Origin of the sequence: Photobacterium ganghwense (assembly GCF_017329545.1) — a bacterium.
GTDB classification, from domain to species: Bacteria; Pseudomonadota; Gammaproteobacteria; order Enterobacterales; family Vibrionaceae; genus Photobacterium; species Photobacterium ganghwense.
Genome location: NZ_CP071325.1, coordinates 1536540 through 1554813 on the forward strand (window position 1 = coordinate 1536540; position 18274 = coordinate 1554813).

The 18274-nt window shown below is 48.4% G+C and carries 14 protein-coding genes and 2 riboswitches; of the genes, 7 read left to right on the forward strand and 7 right to left on the reverse strand.

All coding sequences use genetic code 11. The features are described 5' to 3' along the window. Nucleotides 1-86: 86 nt before the first annotated feature. Entirely contained in the window at nucleotides 87-1745 is a 1659-nt protein-coding gene (locus tag FH974_RS07200; protein WP_047885341.1) for a putative transporter, read from the reverse strand. Between the two features lie 769 nt (nucleotides 1746-2514). On the opposite strand from FH974_RS07200, the gene FH974_RS07205 reads away from it, so the two are divergent. Beyond that, nucleotides 2515-3312 carry a hypothetical protein gene (locus tag FH974_RS07205; protein WP_047885342.1) on the forward strand — a complete coding sequence of 266 codons (798 nt, stop codon included), beginning with the start codon at nucleotides 2515-2517 and terminating at the stop codon, nucleotides 3310-3312. 81 nt (nucleotides 3313-3393) lie between these two features. Here the strand turns inward: FH974_RS07205 and FH974_RS07210 are convergent, their stop codons facing one another. From FH974_RS07210 to FH974_RS07220, 3 genes are all read right to left on the reverse strand, one after another. Further along, nucleotides 3394-4083 carry a TSCPD domain-containing protein gene (locus FH974_RS07210; RefSeq protein ID WP_047885343.1) on the reverse strand — a complete coding sequence of 230 codons (690 nt, stop codon included), beginning with the start codon at nucleotides 4081-4083 and terminating at the stop codon, nucleotides 3394-3396. Between the two features lie 18 nt (nucleotides 4084-4101). Then, nucleotides 4102-6252 carry an adenosylcobalamin-dependent ribonucleoside-diphosphate reductase gene (locus FH974_RS07215; protein WP_047885344.1) on the reverse strand — a complete coding sequence of 717 codons (2151 nt, stop codon included), beginning with the start codon at nucleotides 6250-6252 and terminating at the stop codon, nucleotides 4102-4104. 666 nt (nucleotides 6253-6918) lie between these two features. Beyond that, a complete protein-coding gene (locus FH974_RS07220; RefSeq protein WP_047885345.1) occupies nucleotides 6919-7542 on the reverse strand; it encodes a thiol:disulfide interchange protein DsbA/DsbL in 624 nt (207 codons plus the stop codon). A gap of 164 nt (nucleotides 7543-7706) precedes the next feature. Between FH974_RS07220 and yegD the strand changes: the two genes are divergently transcribed. Continuing rightward, a complete protein-coding gene (gene yegD / locus FH974_RS07225; protein WP_047885346.1) occupies nucleotides 7707-9059 on the forward strand; it encodes a molecular chaperone in 1353 nt (450 codons plus the stop codon). A gap of 119 nt (nucleotides 9060-9178) precedes the next feature. Here yegD and FH974_RS07230 read toward each other — a convergent pair whose 3' ends face one another. Continuing rightward, nucleotides 9179-9484: a high-potential iron-sulfur protein gene (locus FH974_RS07230; RefSeq protein WP_047885347.1), complete on the reverse strand. Its 306-nt coding sequence runs from the start codon at nucleotides 9482-9484 to the stop codon at nucleotides 9179-9181. A gap of 410 nt (nucleotides 9485-9894) precedes the next feature. Here FH974_RS07230 and FH974_RS07235 point away from each other — a divergent pair, with 410 nt between their 5' ends. The 3 genes from FH974_RS07235 (at nucleotide 9895) to FH974_RS07245 (ending at nucleotide 11916) form a co-directional block, all read left to right on the forward strand. Further along, nucleotides 9895-10569, forward strand: a complete 675-nt coding sequence (locus tag FH974_RS07235; protein ID WP_047885348.1) for an HAD family hydrolase — start codon at nucleotides 9895-9897, stop codon at nucleotides 10567-10569. 159 nt (nucleotides 10570-10728) lie between these two features. After that, the gene (locus FH974_RS07240; protein ID WP_047885349.1) at nucleotides 10729-11361 is read left to right on the forward strand and encodes a hypothetical protein; all 633 of its coding nucleotides are present in this window, start codon (nucleotides 10729-10731) and stop codon (nucleotides 11359-11361) included. 141 nt (nucleotides 11362-11502) lie between these two features. After that, the gene (locus tag FH974_RS07245) at nucleotides 11503-11916 is read left to right on the forward strand and encodes an ester cyclase (RefSeq protein ID WP_047885350.1); all 414 of its coding nucleotides are present in this window, start codon (nucleotides 11503-11505) and stop codon (nucleotides 11914-11916) included. Nucleotides 11917-12119: 203 nt separating this feature from the next. On the opposite strand, the gene FH974_RS07250 is transcribed toward FH974_RS07245, so the two are convergent. Next, entirely contained in the window at nucleotides 12120-13505 is a 1386-nt protein-coding gene (locus FH974_RS07250) for an alanine/glycine:cation symporter family protein (RefSeq protein ID WP_047885351.1), read from the reverse strand. A gap of 101 nt (nucleotides 13506-13606) precedes the next feature. Next, nucleotides 13607-13711, reverse strand: a riboswitch (glycine riboswitch). 27 nt (nucleotides 13712-13738) lie between these two features. Continuing rightward, a riboswitch (glycine riboswitch) is annotated at nucleotides 13739-13865 on the reverse strand. Between the two features lie 857 nt (nucleotides 13866-14722). Here FH974_RS07250 and FH974_RS07255 point away from each other — a divergent pair. Together FH974_RS07255 and FH974_RS07260 are read left to right on the forward strand one after the other, a co-directional pair. After that, nucleotides 14723-15436: a response regulator transcription factor gene (locus tag FH974_RS07255; protein ID WP_242551861.1), complete on the forward strand. Its 714-nt coding sequence runs from the start codon at nucleotides 14723-14725 to the stop codon at nucleotides 15434-15436. 253 nt (nucleotides 15437-15689) lie between these two features. After that, nucleotides 15690-16457: a transporter substrate-binding domain-containing protein gene (locus FH974_RS07260; RefSeq protein WP_242551879.1), complete on the forward strand. Its 768-nt coding sequence runs from the start codon at nucleotides 15690-15692 to the stop codon at nucleotides 16455-16457. A 226-nt stretch (nucleotides 16458-16683) separates the two neighbouring features. Here FH974_RS07260 and FH974_RS07265 read toward each other — a convergent pair whose 3' ends face one another. Next, on the reverse strand, nucleotides 16684-18219 hold the full coding sequence (locus FH974_RS07265) for a Na+/H+ antiporter NhaC family protein (protein WP_047885354.1): 1536 nt from the start codon (nucleotides 18217-18219) through the stop codon (nucleotides 16684-16686). Between the last annotated feature and the right edge of the window lie 55 nt (nucleotides 18220-18274).

The following is an 18274-nucleotide window of genomic DNA, read 5'->3' on the forward strand; positions in this document are numbered from 1 at the left end:
CGTAACGTGAAAGCATCAAGACAGAGTAAAGTTTAAGCCGTTAGCCGTTAAAAAAGGCCAGGCCGGAGAAGTGGCCTGGCAACATTTCAAAGTGCCCAAAGTAGCAGGGCAAGGAGTTGCGGAGAGAGGATACGCAAACACATTACAAGAGGATAAACGGTGGCATAGGAGAGCGCCGAGGCACCACTGCTGCTGTGCAGGCTGTTTGCAAAAGCCAGTGCCGGTGGATCCGTCATCGAGCCCGCAAGCATGCCGCAAATTGTCAGGTAGTTCAGTCCGCCAAACATTCTGGCAATCACCCCGACAGCCATTAGCGGCAAAAAGGTGATGAGTATGCCGTAGCCCATCCAACTCAGACCATCGCCATTAATGAGCGTGTCGATAAATCCGCCGCCGGATTTCAGCCCGACTACAGCCAGAAACAGCACGATTCCGATTTCACGTAGTGCCAGGTTGGCACTTGGTGGCATGAACCAGTAGAGCTTACCGATGCTGCCAACTCGAGCCAGAATCAGGGCCACAATGAGCGGACCACCTGCCAACCCAAGTTTGATTGCTGCTGGAAAACCTGGCAGATAGAAGGGAATAGAACCCAGTAACACGCCAAGGCCTATGCCAACAAACACGGGTAGCATTTGAACCTGTTGGAGCTTCTGGTGGGCATTCCCGACAATACCGCTAACTGCTTCAATCGCTTCCTGGCGGCCAACCAGATTCAGAATGTCACCAAATTGCAAAGTCGATTGGCTGGTTGGCACCAGTTCGACCCCGGCACGGTTTAACCGGGATACGACCACGTCGTATTTCTCTTTCAAATCCAAGTCGCGGATTTTTTTGCCTAACACAATCTCATTTGTCACAACCAGACGCTGGACACGAAGTTCGGTTCCCCGTGTAGACAACGAGGTATCCACTTCTTCGCCGATGACAAGGCGGGCTTTTTCGAGCGCTTGTTTTTCCCCGACCAGATGGAGCAGATCGTTGACCGCTATGCGCGTATCGGGCTTTGGAATGTGGAGGGATTCATCACGTTTCAGCCGTGAGCAGACAATATCACCTTCAGTTAATGCCGGAACTTCCTGAAGCATCAAACCGTTCAGGTTTGGGTTTTTGACCGCAATGTTCAGAGTATGCAGGCTGGATTTCTTGTGGCCGTTTGTTTCTTCGAACTGATCTGCTTCCTGGTCTATGTTGACTCTGAAGATCAACCGCAGCACCCACATGGTCAGCAGGATTCCGCAGATCCCGAACGGGTAGGCGACGGCATAGCCCATCCCTGTCATATCAAGCATGCTTTCCTGCGCCCCCAGTTCTGTCAGAATCTGCTGTCCAGCCCCCAGTGACGGGGTATTGGTGACAGCACCGGAGAACACGCCGAGTATTACCGGCAATGGGACATCAAAAATAAGATACAAGGCAATGGTGACCAAGCACCCGAGCAGCACAATCAAGGCCGCAAACGCGTTGAGCTTCAGGCCGGAGCTGCGTAACGAAGAAAAAAAGCCGGGTCCTACTTGTATCCCGATGGTATAGACAAACAGGATTAAGCCAAATTCCTGGATGAAGTGCAGGGTGTGGGTGTCCAGTGCTATGTCCCAGGTATCGGTGAAGTGCCCGACCAGAATGCCACCAAACAGCACTCCGCCGATCCCCAGTCCGACCCCGCAGATGCGCAGGTTTCCGAACCATAGCCCCAGCACTGCCACCAGCGCAAGAATGCTGATTGAAAGTGCAATGTCACTCATAAGAGAGCCTCCTGATTTATGAAAATCCTTTTTCACCAATAACAGGACGAGGAAGGGCGGGTGCATACTCTGGATGCACCTTATCTGATAATGTTCAGGCCAGTTGCTCACGGCAGTGTGGGTGTTGTCGTTTGGCTAAATTATCCCTTGCGAAATACGCTCGTCCTGTTGCGGTGGGTTGTACCCGAGAGGAGTAGCTTGGAGCGCCAGGGGTAGGCGGTAAAACTCGGTAAGAACTGATCCCGTTCCGCTAACGGGAGAAGTGGTTAGGGAGTTGTGTCTACGGCTGGTGGAGCCAAAACATTCGTCATACAACATTGAGAACGCAAAGTGTGAGAACGTTATCAATGCAGTATATCTGTATCGGGCTTAACCTGTTGTCTGAAAACCAAAATACCCCTGTGAAAATCAGGTGTTAAGGGGCAAAGAGGAAAACTGTGCACTTGAGCGGTTATTTCCTTCGCATGAAAACAAGATGTTATTGCCTTGTAATTATTGCGGTTATTTTTGTTTGTTATGCCATGACGGGAGGGAGTCGAACTCGCTTATCAGGTTGCGCAGGCTGTCGATGGCCAGAGCCGGAATAATTTCCATACTGCTGTTAGCTCTTAACAGTTGGTTCTGAGAAGGCGACTCACGCTTATCATCATTGCAGGTAAGTTTGTTAGTGTCAGTAATGCGAGTCACTTCATATTAATAACTCAGCTGATGTAAATAGCAGTAAGTATAATTAGCCCATATTTTCATAGGGTTAAATGGAATTACTGGAATGAAGAAGTCTTTGATTTCGCTATTGTCATTGGTTGTATTGACTGCATGCGGTGGAGGTGGCGGCGGCTCCAATAACGATACACCCACGACTGTGGTTCAAGAGCGGTGTGGAAATATACCAGAGATGTCATGCGCACATAACTTAGATGACCTTACGTTAAACGTTTGGTTGGAAGTGGGTGAACAATATAAATTAACAGCTAAGTCAGATTTTGCTCATATGAATGGCGTTGAGGTTTATTTACACGCCCCCGATAAATTGGAAATCCATGCACAGGGGCAGGTTTATAAGCCAACAGTTCATCATAGCCCAGCGACTGCCGATACATATGACGAATTACCTAGCGATGCCAGCAGCTATGAGGTTTATTGGTGGCGAAATGATACGGTTGTTGCGCAGGGGATTGTTGACAGGCTGCCTAAGCTTGTTGATGGGGTATGGGTTTCCTCTGATCAAACGACGGACAACCTTTCCATTCATTGGAACAATAATAGCGACTTTGTTTATGACATCGACGTGAGATATATGACTTGTACGGCTGCAGATGGCAATAGCGAGCTCTTTTTCCCAGCTACCAGTTATTACCAAGAGTTGACCGCACCCTTTGAGATTCCAGCGTTGACGTTATTTGGAAAGCGTATTTCAGAACTCAAGGAGAGTTATAGCAAGTGCGTTGTCGAATTTAACACGTTTGGTAAGGACACAACTATCAAGCCAGTAAACCTTATGGATGAAAAGATATATTTTCACGTGTTAGCTTATCAGACGCATGTCGGAACTGTTTTTGAGCAATAATATTTTCCAAAATGGCATCACCTAAATAAAAAGCTGCCCAAAGGCAGCTTTTTATTATTACGTTTGGCGGTCTGGTTTAACTCAGCCGCACTTGGAATCACCACAGTTCAGGCAGGTCTGGCAACCGTCTTTGACGATGACTGACTTGTTATGGCATTTGTAACACAGGGTTGCGCTTGGCGGAAAATTACCACTTTCCTCTACTTCTTCTGTTTTGCCTTCCAGTTCTGCTTTTTTGGCTTCCAGAAACGCCTGCTGGTGCTCGTCGACTTCTGGTTTGCCCAGCATGCCGATTTCTGTCAGGTGCTGCTCAATCACATTGCCGATTTCAGCAATCAGAGACGGTACGTATTTTCCTTTGTTCCAGTAGCCACCGCGTGGGTCGAAGACTGAGCGCAGCTCTTCCACCAGGAAAGTACAGTCGCCACCTTTACGGAACACTGCTGACATAATACGTGTTAGTGCCACAATCCACTGGAAGTGCTCCAGGCTCTTAGAATTGATGAACACTTCGAACGGGCGGCGAACTTCGTGCTCGGTACCTTCATTGAGAACCACGTCATTGATCGTGATAAACAGTGAGTGCTCTGAAATGTGTTCCGGGGTTTTCAGTTTGTAAGTCGTACCCAACAGCTTCTCAGGACGTTGCATGTCTTCATGCATGTGCTCAACTTCTACTGCAGGCTGAGCTGGGGCAGCGGCTTGTGGCGCTTCCTGCTCCTGGCTCTTTACTTTGAAGGCAACGATTTTACCGTCAATTTTTCTGGTCATTTTCTCTGAACCTGTCTCTTAAAACTTACCGTAGTAGCCTTCTTTCAGGGCATCGTATAGGTTTGCGGCGCTGTGAATCTCGCCATCATATTCGATTTGCTCGTTACCTTTGGCTTCAAAGGTGGTGCCGTCTTCCAGCGTAAACACGTAGGTCGTGTTTTCCAGATCTTTCTCTTTAACCAGAACGCCCTGGAAGACTTCCGGGTTGAAACGGAACGTTGTACAGCCTTTCAGACCTTTATCGTAGGCATCCATGTAGATGTCTTTAAAGTCTTCGAACGGGAAATCGGTCGGGACGTTAGCGGTTTTAGAAATCGAAGAGTCAATCCAGCGCTGCGCCGCTGCCTGCACTTCAACGTGCTGGCTTGGGGTAATGTCATCAGCCGTGATGAAGTAGTCTGGTAATTGGAATTCTTCTTCTGTGGTGTACGGCATGGCTTTTTTGTTGATCAACTGGCGGTAAGCCAGCAGTTCGAAGCTGTACACATCTACGCTTTCTTTCGACTTCTTACCCGGCACGATGACATTACGGGTGTAGTGATGCGCAAAGCTTGGCTCAATGCCGTTACTGGCGTTGTTTGCCAGAGACAGCGAGATAGTACCGGTTGGCGCAATTGAGCTGTGATGGGTAAAGCGTGCACCGTTTTTCGCCAGTTCTTCGACCAGTTGCGGCTCGACTTCAGCGACCTGCTGCATGTAACGGCTGTATTTGGCGTGCAGTACCTTACCTTTGACTTTATCACCGACGTTAATGCCGTCTTTCGCCATTTCAGGGCGCAGACGCATCATCTTAGCGGTGACTTCGAACTCTTCGTCCATTACCGGTGCCGGGCCTTTCTCTTTCGCTAGGCTTAATGCTTCTTTCCAGCCGGTCAGGGCCATTTCCTGCGCGACCTGTTCGGTGAAGGCGACAGAGGCAGCACTGCCGTATTTGTGTTTCAGCATGGTCAGGGTTGAGCCCAGTCCCAGGAAACCCATACCGTGGCGGCGCTTATGGTTGATTTCGTGACGCTGTTTTTCCAGCGGCAGCTGGTTAATTTCAACGACGTTGTCCAGCATGCGGGTAAAAATCGCCACGACACGACGATAAGTATCCCAGTCAAAATGCGCATTATCAGTAAAAGGTTCACGGACAAACTTGGTCAGGTTCACCGAGCCCAGCAGACAGGCGCCGTAAGGTGGCAGCGGCTGTTCACCACATGGATTAGTAGCTCTAATTTCTTCGCAGAACCAGTTGTTGTTCATCTGGTTCACTTTGTCGATCAGGATAAAGCCCGGTTCGGCATAGTCGTAAGTGGAGGTCATGATGACATTCCACAGGTTACGTGCAGGCATGGTGCGGTAAACCTTGCACGCGACACGGCCTTCTTCATCTTCAACCAGATTTTCTTTGGTCGGCCAGTCCGCCCAGACAATATTTTCGTCGTTGTGCAGATCAAGTTTATCCTGCTTGGCCTCTTTCGCGGTGACCGGGAAGATTAACTGCCAGTCCTGATCGTTTTTGACTGCCTGAATGAAGTCTTCGGTGATCAGCAGCGACAAGTTGAACTGACGCAGACGACCGTCTTCACGTTTGGCGCGAATGAAGTCGATGATGTCCGGATGACGAATATCCATGGTGCCCATCTGGGCGCCACGACGACCGCCAGCAGAAGACACGGTGAAACACATCTTGTCATAGATATCCATGAAAGACAGCGGGCCGGACGTATAGGCACCAGCACCCGAGACGAAAGCACCGCGCGGACGCAGGGTAGAGAAGTCGTAGCCAATACCACAACCGGCCTTCAGGGTCAGACCTGCTTCGTGTACTTTGTTCAGAATGTCGTCCATCGAGTCTTCGATGGTACCGGACACGGTGCAGTTAATCGTTGACGTTGCCGGTTTGTGCTCGAATGCACCGGCATTAGAAGTGATACGACCCGCCGGAATCGCACCGTTACGTAACGCCCACAGGAATTCGTTGTACCAGTGTTCCTTGACCTTGTTTTCTTCAAGATCGGCTAACGCACGCGCGACACGTTTGAATGTGTCGTCCAGCGTGACATCGATCGCATCTCCATGCTTTGATTTCAAACGATATTTGCTGTCCCAAATCTCCATTGACGTCGATTGGTACGCAATATCCATTGCCTGAGAGACTGTCGAAGCCGTAGGGGTTTTCGCCATTATGAATGCACCTTAATGTTTGTCGTAGTGTCTTGCCATCCCATCTCAAACCGCATGAACAACCGGTTTAATATGGGATTCACGCAGCAGTGTCGCGGCGTGGACCATTTTGGCAAGCGGCAGATCAAACCACTTACACTGATGATCTTCAAGTCTTGACAGGGTGATAATCAAGCAATGTAACTAAACGTTAAAACAGCAGAATTTATTAGATTAAATCGTTGTATATAACTCGTAAAAATTGTGACGTATTGTAACGACATCAGATGGAAAAATGCGCATCGCAGAGAAATTGCCACAAGTCGTTCACAAGTCGTTGAGAGTATAGGCCATAACGGGACTGAACAGGTGTGCTTGATGTGTTTGCTGTTAGGCCGTTTGTGTACACCCCGGTATGTCTCTGAATGAATGCCGCAGGCAGAATGTCCCCCCGAGTATTGAGGTTTGAAAGATAAGGGGCAGATAAAGGTGAAATAACCGAAAACAAGCATAGATAAACGCAGCAGTGAGAAGAGCAACATCAGTCGAGAAGAGTAACAGCAGGGAAGGAATATCGGCCCAGAGATATGAAAGTCACTGGGCCGTAATGGGACCGCTGGTTATCTGTTTCGGTGAGATCAGAAAACTATCTGAAATGAACCTAACCCGGAGTAACTCTGACGCGAGTTACTGTTTTTCAGACAGGTAGCGAATGGTATTCGCCAGATCTTCCAGGCTTTCATGCTCGCTGTTTTGCACCAGATATTTCCCTTTCACCAGGAATGTTGGCACCGAGGTAATGCCGGCGTTGGCTTCCAGTTGGTTGGCCTGAGTCAGGTGCTGATAGACTTCTTCACGCTGAGACTCTGAAAGCTGAAACGGGCTTTGCAGCTTGTATTTATCGAAAATGGCATTTAACGCAGTCTGGCGTTCATCTTCACTCAACGCGGTGCTGTCTTCCTGAATAAAACGGAACAGATCTTCTTTCAGTTCAGGGCTCGGCTTACCGTCAGTCTGGATGAACGCTGTGTAATACATGTAGGCAGCAACTTGTGCCCCCTGGTTGAACGTGACATGAACTTGTTCAATATTAACGCCAGCCAGTTTCTGAATGTCCGGTAGCATTTTCTCCATGTTTCGGCAGTGACCGCAACCCAGGGAAAACACTTCAACCACGCTGGCGGCATCGGGTGTTGGGGTTTTGACAACGGTGTATTTCACGCCTTCCTGCGGAATGTTCTGCTCACTGCAACCAACCACCGCGATGAATAGGGCGGTCATAAAACCAATGAGAGTAAGGTGCTTTTTCATAGTTTTCCATTAATCAGAAAGAAAATGTAATTATGGCCGATATTAAGCGGTAAAACGCGAAAATATATCAATATTATTGTGAATTTACGGTCAGATTAGCATCCTGTTTGCAGTTTCCGACAGATGCAGTATGATCGCCCGCTTTTATCAGCGCGGAGGATACGATGTTTATCGGTTTTGATTACGGAACGGCAAACTGTTCAGTGGCTGTTATGGAAAACGGTCAGCCGACGCTGCTGCCGTTAGAAGGCGAGAACACCTTTATCCCTTCGACGTTGTGTGCGCCTACTCGGGAAGCGGTAAGCGAGTACCTCTACCGCTTCATGGGTATCAGCCCGGCTGATTCGATTGGTGAGCAGGTGTTGCGTCGCGCGATCAACATGAACCGCGATGAGGACATAGAGGTTGAGAAAGGCGACTTGCTGTTCGGACAGGCGGCGTTGGATCTCTATCTCGCGGATCCGGAAGAAGTGTATTACGTAAAGTCGCCCAAATCATTCCTCGGCGCGAATGGTCTGCAGGATGTTCAGATCAGTTTTTTTGAAGATCTAGTCTGCGCCATGATGGCTAACATCAAATCGCAGGCAGAGCGGAGTTTGTCGGCCAGTATCGACAGCACCATGATCGGCCGTCCGATTAACTTTCAGGGAACCGGTGGCGAGAAAGCCAACCAGCAGGCTGAAACTATTTTGCGTCGGGCGGCTGAGCGTGCCGGATTTAAACACATTGCTTTCCAGTTTGAGCCGGTAGCGGCAGGACTGGAATATGAAAGCACGCTAAACGAAGATAAAACGGTGCTGGTGGTCGATATCGGCGGGGGAACCACGGATTGCTCGATGATCCAGATGGGACCAAGCTGGGCGGGAAAAACTGAACGTCAGTCGAGCCTGTTGGCTCACAGTGGCTTGAGGGTTGGTGGAAACGACCTGGATATTTATCTGGCATTTCGCCAGATTATGCCATTACTGGGCATGGGGAGTCAGACCAAAAAAGGCATCGACATGCCGGTCAGCCAATTCTGGAACCCGATTGCAATCAACAATGTAGTTGCCCAGTCAGACTTTTACGGATCAGCCAACTTCAAGACACTTGATCAGCTGCGCCGTGATGCTGCTGAACCTGAGAAACTGGCCAAACTGATTCGGGTTTATCATGAAACCCTGGGTTATCAGTTGGTGCGCAATGCTGAAGAATGCAAAATTGCATTATCAGAGCAGGCACTGAATCGTATTGATCTCGGGTATCTGTCTGATCAGCTTCATGTGGATGTTTCTCAGCATGAACTGGCAAGCGCGATTGAAGCGCCGAAAGCCCACATCAGCAAGTTGGTGGAAGAGGCAATGGTGCAAAGTGGTGTAACGCCTGATGTGGTATACATGACGGGAGGAACCGCCCGTTCGCCGGTTTTGCGCCAATGTATCGAACAGTTGTTGCCGGGAACGCCGGTTGTCAGTGGCAGTTACTTTGGTTCGGTTACGGCGGGTCTTGCCCGCTGGGCAGAACACTGCTTTCGATGAGTTAAGCAGTTGCTATTGTCCGGTAATTTAACAAGCCGGGCAGGGACAACACTCATCGCCGTGAGATAAAGACAAGCCTGGTTTTCACCAGGCTTGTTGATTTCGGGAAACGGGCTCATTTACGGCTTTTTGGCCCAGGCTGAACACCAGCCATTCACATTAACGGCTTTACCCGGGAACAGGGCACAAGGCCGCCATTCATCTCCCTCGTTACCTTGCAGCAGAGCACAGTTACCGCAGTGTTTTTCACTGTCAGGTGCTTGCTCGACATATTTTAATGCCTTTGCCTGAGGGTCATCGGAGGTCAGGTGCGGGAGGTCTTCTGCACGAGCAGGTTTTACCAGCAGCTGATTACCAATAGTGATCCCTATCAGGCTGCCAAGACTGAGTTTTAGAAAGCCGCGACGGCTTGATGTTCTATTCATGATTGCTTCCTTTGTTTGTATCACGACGTGCTTTAAAACGACGATCTTTTAAACGACATTACTTTTTATTATTGGTCGTTCTCATCCTAGACGAGTTTTGTCAAAGCGGGCGTGTTAACAGTCAAGAAAAATGAATGTGAATTTAACAATTTTGATACATTTTCACGCTAGATTAGGGTTAATAAAGAACGGTTGACGACTGTATAAAGACCGTTCAGTCCATGATCTCGATCATGGGGTTAAACATAAGTCACTGATAATAAATAGATTGATAGGCGGAAAGATTTACACAAACTATCAATTTATTGCTTGAAACATTTTGTTTACAAGTGCATGATCTTGTCGCGATCAGAATTGGCTCACGCAGGGTGAGCGACACGGGTCGTTTCAGAATAAAAGGTGTATGAGTAATGAACTTGTTTTTGATTGATATTGATGGTGCATTGGTGAAATCCGATAGTGTCGATCTGGATTGTTACTCGAAGGCTGTGGAAGATGTTCTGGGGTTCCGGCCTGAATTTGAATCAGATGATGAGTTGGCGCATTACAAAAGCCTGACGGATGCCGGTCGGCTTGATGAATTGATGATGAAATATCAAATCAGAGAGAGCCGGACACTGGTTCATCGTAAAGTTGAAAGTTGTTATCTCGCCCGGCTGAATGCGGCAATGGGCGATAAGCCTCAGGCATTGGTGGTGAGTCCGGGTGCTCAGGATTTTTTGACGAACATTCGTGAGCGCAAAGATACTTATGTTGCGATTGCAACCGGCGCGTGGGAATCAGTGGCGCGTCTGAAGCTTCGTGCTGCCGGGCTGGATATCGCTAACATGACAATGGCTTCATCGTCAGATGCGCTCAACCGAACAGAGATCATGGCATTGGCCGCTTTTCGTTCCAAACAGGACTCCGGGCAGGTATTCAGCCGTCGCGTAGTGTTTGGGCAAGGAACTCAAAGCCGGCATGCCTCTCAGGAGCTGGGCTATGACTTTGTAGAAGTTGGTGGAGGGACTTACAGTCGCAACCACATTCCTAATCTTGCTCACTATCAGGCCGTTTATTCGCAACTGTCACTGCAGTGCGCTTAGTGCATCACGCTTTACGACCACGGTCTGTAACCGTGACATGATTTTGGCTTCACCCACGATGTGAAGAGCCTTCCAGAATCAAGACCTGGCTGGATGTTGAAAGTCCCCCACGAAACAAATCGTTTTATAGTAGCGTTTCTATCGTTTCGTGGGGTTTACATGCAAGCTTGGCGTCCCATTCACTCTTTCGTTATTACACTTCTGTTCTCAACGGGTTTTATCTTCAGCATTAGCGTTAAAGCGGTAGAGGAGCAACTGCCGTATTGTCATCGTTATGCTGACCTCAATTTTCCGGATTATATGGCACTTTGGGACGAAGATGAGCCAGCGCTGACGGCATCCGCCTTTTTTGCCATGCTCAATATGGCAGCGGCCAGTGCTGACAAAACCTTTTTCAGCGAATTACTCAGTCAAATCGCCCGGACTTTTGTTCTACGCCAACAGTTTGATGAAGCAAACTTCTATCTGGATCAGGCAAGCCAGTATCTGGAACATGCACAGCCAAGAGCGAAGGTGTATTACTGGCGTGAGAAAGCACGGTTGATGGCCTATCAAAAAGATACTCAGGCAGCTGCCTGGTTACTGGAGAAAGCCTGGCAAGAAGCGCGGCAACATGGGTACGATCAGGTAGCGATAGAAACTGCGCTGGATTTGAGCGGGGTGGTCTTTACCCGTCTGCCTGAAAAGGAGCGTGCGGAGTGGAAACAACGTGCTCGGCAACTGGCCAAAACGACGGACGATAATCGGGCGAGACGCTGGCTGGCAGTTCATCAAGAGCGATTATCTATTTAGTTCGATGACTGAGCCTATTGGTTGAAATTGTCTCTGAAATGTCCGTCATTATGACAAAAATATGCGGGATTAGGTGGCAAAGTACCACAAAACTATGCTAATCCATTATAAGGGCCCCAAAACAATGTGGAGTAGTATCACATGGATGAGGATAGACAATGGATACTTCATTGGTTTCATGACGTTTGGGCAAATGCAGACGGGGAATGGTTGCAGCAATTGGCGGCTGAGCCGTTTCACTTTCATCTTCCAGGCGGTAAGTCTTACACGTTAAGCCACTCGGAATATCTGAACTTTGTCGCTATCTGGTGCCAGCGCTTCCGTGATGTCGATTTTGTGATCCGTGATGTGATTCAGGAGGGGGACAAAACGGTGGTATTGTATTCCTGCAATGCAACCTACAGCGGTGGCTGGGTGCGCATTCCGGCGAAAAAACAGCAAGTTGAGATGACCGGGATGGTGTACTTCAAAAAGTGTGGTGGACTGATCACTGACTGCTGGCTTGAAGACAGCAGTTTTGACCTGTATCAGCAATTAACCCGTTACCTCGACTAAGTGACAAGTGACAAGTGACTGTACTGCCGGAACGAGTATCGCAAAGGCTACAGATGACTGAGGTTGCTTGCGTGCTGTGAGAGCAGGTCAGACGCGGGTTAAACAATGCCCCAAATAAAAAACGGCACCTTTGGGTGCCGTTTTGGTGCATGCCATAAAAAGAGACATGTAACTAACGAATGTCTTCAGTGCTCCCTTGGGAATTACACTGTTTGCAGCTCAGCGTCGGATTCTGTGCTTGTAGCCGATAACTGCTGAAAGAACTGACGGGTTTCGCTGATGATCACGTCACGCAGTAACAGCAGGCCAATCAGGTTCGGAATGGCCATCAGTCCGTTCACGATATCGGCGATCAGCCAAATCATATCCAGTTTCAGGAAAGCGCCGGAAGCAATCAGAATCAGGAAGAACATTTTGTACGGCAGAATGGCTTTTACCCCAAACAGGTAAGTCACGCAGCGTTCGCCGTAGTAGTTCCAGCCCAGGATGGTGGTGAAGGCAAAGAACATCAGCCCCACAGTGACCATCATCGGGCCAATGAAGCTGGAGTTCATCCCACTCGCGAACGCATAGCTGGTCATCGCCGCACCCGCATAATCGCTCTGCCAGGCATTAGTCACCACCAGTGTCAAACCGGTCATGGTACAAATGATGATGGTGTCAAAGAAGGTACCTGTCATTGAGATCAGGCCCTGCTTAACACACGAATCAGTTTTAGCTGCGGCAGCGGCCATTGGAGCACTGCCCAAACCTGATTCATTGGAAAAGACACCGCGGGCAATACCAGACTGAATCGCCAGCATGATACCGGCACCGACAAAACCACCGGTTGCAGCATGGCCGGTAAAGGCGGAACTGATAACCAGAGCAATTGCATCCGGCAGGGCGCTGTATTGCGACACCAGTACAATCAGACAGGCAACGATATAGAAGATGGCCATAAATGGCACAACTTTGCTGGCCACGCTGGCAATGGATTTCACACCGCCTAACGTTACGGTCGCAACCAACAGTGTCAGCACAACAACGGTAATTTCTTTGGGCACTGCAAACGACAGCTCAGCCGCATCCACAATGGCATTCGCCTGCGGGAAAGTACCAATACCGAAACAGGCCACGCCCAGCGCGAATAGCGCAAACAGCTTCGCCAGCCATTTTTGTCCGGCACCTTTTTCTAGGTAGTACATCGGACCGCCAATCATCTGGCCATTGGCATCAGTCTCGCGGTATTTCACGGCCAGCAGACACTCAGCGTACTTGGTTGCCATACCAAACAGAGCAGCCAGCCACATCCAGAAGAGTGCACCCGGTCCACCCAATTTAATGGCAGTGGCAACACCGACGATGTTCCCCGTACCAATCGTGGCGGAAAGGGCAGTACACAAGGCGGCAAAACTGGATACATCACCCGCTGCTTTGCTGTTTTTATCGCCTTTAAACAGGTAGCGTAGCGCAAGAGGAAGGTGGCGAATCTGGATCAGGCCTAAACGGATTGTTAAATACAAACCGGTACCCACCAGCAACAAAAGCAGGGGAGGTCCCCAAATAAAGTTATCAATAGATTGTAGGAAGTTATAAAGCGGATTCATTCTCTTTACCTTTAAACATCAAAGGAAGAGATAAAGAACAACAGTTTTTCCCTTCGGTAAGGTGACAGAACAATGCGAAAAATCGACTCTGTGCTGCTGATCTTATCTCCTCTGTCCTTTTGCCTGAGAGTTTCACCTTCAGCAGTGTTTGCATCAGGTTTGCTCCTTCGGCGTCCGATTTAACGGATCTCTCCAGAGGCTCCTCCAACAACAGTCCATACCTTGCTACTCGCTCAGGGCGATCAGTAAGGTGCCTGAAAGATTTACAACCAGAGTTCATCGGGACGACAAACGGCATAGTTGCTTACTTCTTCGGCGGGCTTACACGTTTAGTGCTTGCCACTCTCCTGCTGTCTTCATAGGAACACGAAATTTGCGGATTCATACTAATGGATAAAAATGGGATTGTCTTCAAAAAAATACGGCTCAAAAGGGCTTTTTTAGATTGAAATAGAGTCATTGTGTGGTAAGTGACAATCTATCGGCTGTTTTTTGCACAATTCATAGCAGGGTGAGCGTTTCAATCGTGGCTCTCGAACTGGCGGCGTTGTATGGAGAGCAATAAGGCATCTGGTCTCCCGAGGTCATTTCTCAACGCTCTGCTAAGGCGTGTTGAGGGCGGATTGAGTGGATATTGAGGGAGTATTGATGTCATGTCGGGGCGTTAGTGCGAAGGTAATATACCAATGAAAGGTACTGCTCGCGTAAAAAACAAGCTCACAAAAAGTTCAATGTGGGTGACAGTGTCACCTTTTGGGTTTTATCTTATGCTCAACCAGTTGCGCATATGTGTAGCATGAGATGGTCTTAATCTTGCAAATATGTCTTCGTTGCTTGTTTTTCGCGGCGTAGACGAGACCTGGAAGTCAGGAATAATATTTAATAACAACCACTTTCTACTGATGTTTATAGATTATTTTGAAATATAAGTGTCATGTGATTAGAGAAAAATGACATAGAAAAAGAGAGGATTTATCAAGGAAAGCGAAAATAACTGACTGAACTCAGGGCAATAGCAGAACATCCTTCACGCATAGCCTTAAAGATGCAACAACTCTGTCATCTGGCATTATTGGTTTTTTTAGACGTTAATTATCCATAGGTGGTCACTTTTTTGACGGCTATAAAAATATAACAAAGTGACTTTCATCATTTACGACATGGAGAGTTTTGATGCATGCGCAATTGTATGTACACATAGATCAAGAATAAGGTAAATGCTCGTGATATGGGTTAGTTGTAGTCATTACGATAAAGTGGCAGAGGCCAAAGAAAACCTCAAATTGTCACATGACGTGGTTGATGTATCTCCCTTTGAGCTATTGTCGACGATGACCGGCCAGGAGCTGATTTTTCTGGAAGTAATCGACTCGACATCCAACGGCTTTGAGCTGCTTCGATCTGTCAAAAGTCGGTTCCCACAAGCGAAGGTTGTGGTGGTGTATCATTCACTTGATGCTGACCTTGCCCTCAATGTGTTGCGTGCGGGTGGCGAAGATGTACTGGCAGCCAGTGCCAGCAAACAGGAGATAGATGCCTGCTTCAGTCGCTTGCATACGCACAATGTGAAACCTGAACCTGTTCAGGGATTTGAGCAACGGGAACTGTCCATTCGCCCGGCACTGAAAATTATCGAAGAGAACATCAGTGCGCCGTTAAGGGAGGAAGATCTGGCCAATGCTTGTCATTATTCTCCAACCTATTTTTCCCGGTTGTTTCACAGTGTAATGGGAGTCACTCTAAAACAGTACATTATTAAAAAGCGACTGGATCTGGCGTGTGGATTATTAAGTTCAGACCGAGAAAAGATCTCTCAAATAGCACATTCTGCCGGTTTTAAAGATGTTTCATATTTCTCTCGCGTCTTTAAAAAACACATGGGTTGCTCCCCTGGTGAGTTCAGAATGAGAAAGCTTAATCTGAATGCATAATATCAACTGACCTGACATATCCCGATTATTGCTATGGCAGTCCGCAAGTCGGACTGCTTTTTTCTTTCTTATCAGCGCTTCGTTAGAGTATGTCCGGACTTATATCGAAGGGCTGAACCATAATTAAGACATCCTCCCTGTAGAGCAAAAAGTTACCAGACGAAGCGCAAATTACTGCTATCTTTAACTTTATCCTTGGTTGTAATCAGAGGGTGGTATGAGAGTAAGGTCTGTCCGATTGTTAATCAGCGCAATGCTTGTGATGTTTTCATTGGCGTCAGTCTCTGCTTTCGCAGCGTCAAGTCGGCTGACCGAAATCATAGATCGTGGTGTGTTGCGGGTTGGCACAACCGGCGACTGGAACCCGATGACGATGCGTGATCCTGCCACAAATTTCTACCGAGGGTTTGATATCGACATCACCACTGAGCTGGCAAAAGATTTGGGGGTGACGGTTGAATACGTGCCAACTACCTGGAAAACACTGGTTCACGGTGTGGTGACAGAAAAATATGACATGACAGGAAGTGCTTCACTCAATATGCATCGTGCCAGAGTGGCAGGCTATAGTGATACCTACTTTTATCTGGCGTTTGTTCCGGTGATCCAAAAAACCAACACCCCTCGTTTTCGTCAATGGCAAGACTTTAATTCCTCGTCAGTGATCGTGACGTCTCAGGCCGGTACGGTACAGCAAAATATTGTGAAAGATCTGCTGCCCAATGCCAGGCAGCACAGCGTCGATGGTCCTTCTGACATGCATCAGTTTCTGCTGGAAAATAAAACGACCGCCATTATTACCTCTAACATCGAAGCGGCGACATTGGTCAGCCAATATCCACAGCTGGCGATAGCACGTGTGGATGGAATGCGGCGTCCGACACCTATCGCCATGTTATTGCCCCGGGATGATCAGGCGTGGATTAATTTCGTCAACCATTGGATTGAGTTGAAAAAAACACAGGGATTTTTTGACCGGATTGCGCAAAAGTGGGGGCTGGTCAAACTGGATGTGAAATAAGTGCGGCTAACTGTATTCATTGAAATCTGGTTGGCGATTTTACGTGGTTGAGTTTAAAACGCTTGTCGCATCACTCCGTATGAAAGTCATCGCCACGAATTAACGTGGCGATTATTTTTTGAAGGAAGAGCGTTAACAAGCTCAGATCACTGTCTTGTCCTCTTTATCTTTGCTGTACTCCAGCTTTTTGAACTCCCGTTTGCTGAACCATAGTTGCACGAGTTAGCTAGGCGTTATCACTCGTCAGTTCCGACTGGGTAGTGGTGTGCGATAATTCGGTATGGTGTTGATGCCATTTAGCCAACACATAGACGAAAACTAGCTGGCTGATTAATGCGATACCAAGCACTAACGGATTTGCAAACACCCCGGCGACGATGAAACAGGCAAGGGCAATACCACCATTGAGTAATGCGTACGGCAACTGAGTTTTAAAGTGTTCAAACTGATCACACCCGGAGCCGGTCGAGGACAAGATTGTGGTTTCAGAAATCGGCGAGCAATGGTCACCAAATAACCCACCTGACAACACCGCGCCAATGCAGGCAAATAAAGGTGCATCAATCGCCACTGCGGTAGGAATAACCAGAGGCATCATGATAGCGAAGGTGCCCCATGACGATCCGGTCGCGAAAGAGATAATCGCAGACAGCAGGAAGGCAACAGCAGGCACCAGCCAGTACGGAAATCCGGCCTGAGCCTGTTCGGCAATGTAGGCGGCCGCGCCCAGTTCTTTGCCAATGCTGCTTAATGTCCAGGCCAGAATCAGCACGACAGCTACCTGCATCATATTGCTCATGCCTTTCAGGTACACGCTGATACCGTCCTGCCATTTACGCACTCCGTAATACGCCATCAGGATAATCACAGTCATTGCCGCAAAGAAATAGGCACTGGATAGTGCGGCACGAAAAAAAGACCCCGAGACTTTCTGGAAGGGAAACCCCAGAGGAACCAGCATAATGAGCAGTACTGATGCCATGACAATCAGTGGTGCGAACACAAAAGAGGCTTTTGCATTTTTATGCGTAAAGGGTTTCAGGGTTTCCGTACTTGCTCCGGTTTGAATACCGGCTTTGGCATTGGCTTCAGCCACGGCCATCGGGCCGAAATCGAGTTTTTTAATCGCAACCAGAGGAACAATGCCAATAGCCAGAAACGCGTAAAACTGAAAGGGAATAGCCTGAATAAAGGCATCCCAGTCGGTCACTTCCAACTGCAAGGCCGTGAACTCTTTTTGCAGCAGACCCATGATGTAAACCCCCCAACCGATGAAAGGGATCAGAATAGCCACCGGAGAAGCGGTCGAGTCGATAATGAATGCCAGCTTCTGACGAGAAAGAGACAGCTTATCAAACAGCGGACGAAAGACCGGGCCGACAATCAGTGGCGTACCAAGGTCAGAAAAGAAGATGAAAATGCCGCCGAGCCAGGATGAAATCTGTGCCCGGCACTTTGTGCTGACCCAGTGCGTCACTTTCTTGGCAAATGCGTATCCGCCGCCAGATTGTTCCATCAGCGCAACAAATCCCCCGATAAAGACAAGCAGTACAATGACCCCAGCGTTATAGCTGTCAGTGAGTTGAGGCACCAGATGGCCCTTCACCATGACACCGAAGTTATCCAGCAGTGAAAAACCATTCAGCATCACCACGCCACTGAATACACCACCAAACAGGCCAATAACAACGTTTCGTGTACTCAAAGAGAGAGTGAGAGTAATGATGATGGGTATGAGTGAGCTAAATTCTGGTTGCGCCATAAAACCTTCCTGTCTGTCGCGGGCTTGTTCGGGAAAATAAATACATCAATAAAGT

Excerpts from the sequence above, each read along its gene's own strand:
- FH974_RS07200 (WP_047885341.1), bottom strand. The coding sequence starts at position 1,745 with ATGAGTGACATTGCACTTTCAATCAGCATTCTTGCGCTGGTGGCAGTG.
- FH974_RS07205 (WP_047885342.1), top strand. The coding sequence starts at position 2,515 with ATGAAGAAGTCTTTGATTTCGCTATTGTCATTGGTTGTATTGACTGCA.
- FH974_RS07210 (WP_047885343.1), bottom strand. The coding sequence starts at position 4,083 with ATGACCAGAAAAATTGACGGTAAAATCGTTGCCTTCAAAGTAAAGAGC.
- FH974_RS07215 (WP_047885344.1), bottom strand. The coding sequence starts at position 6,252 with ATGGCGAAAACCCCTACGGCTTCGACAGTCTCTCAGGCAATGGATATT.
- FH974_RS07220 (WP_047885345.1), bottom strand. The coding sequence starts at position 7,542 with ATGAAAAAGCACCTTACTCTCATTGGTTTTATGACCGCCCTATTCATC.
- yegD (WP_047885346.1), top strand. The coding sequence starts at position 7,707 with ATGTTTATCGGTTTTGATTACGGAACGGCAAACTGTTCAGTGGCTGTT.
- FH974_RS07230 (WP_047885347.1), bottom strand. The coding sequence starts at position 9,484 with ATGAATAGAACATCAAGCCGTCGCGGCTTTCTAAAACTCAGTCTTGGC.
- FH974_RS07235 (WP_047885348.1), top strand. The coding sequence starts at position 9,895 with ATGAACTTGTTTTTGATTGATATTGATGGTGCATTGGTGAAATCCGAT.
- FH974_RS07240 (WP_047885349.1), top strand. The coding sequence starts at position 10,729 with ATGCAAGCTTGGCGTCCCATTCACTCTTTCGTTATTACACTTCTGTTC.
- FH974_RS07245 (WP_047885350.1), top strand. The coding sequence starts at position 11,503 with ATGGATGAGGATAGACAATGGATACTTCATTGGTTTCATGACGTTTGG.
- FH974_RS07250 (WP_047885351.1), bottom strand. The coding sequence starts at position 13,505 with ATGAATCCGCTTTATAACTTCCTACAATCTATTGATAACTTTATTTGG.
- FH974_RS07255 (WP_242551861.1), top strand. The coding sequence starts at position 14,723 with ATGCTCGTGATATGGGTTAGTTGTAGTCATTACGATAAAGTGGCAGAG.
- FH974_RS07260 (WP_242551879.1), top strand. The coding sequence starts at position 15,690 with ATGCTTGTGATGTTTTCATTGGCGTCAGTCTCTGCTTTCGCAGCGTCA.
- FH974_RS07265 (WP_047885354.1), bottom strand. The coding sequence starts at position 18,219 with ATGGCGCAACCAGAATTTAGCTCACTCATACCCATCATCATTACTCTC.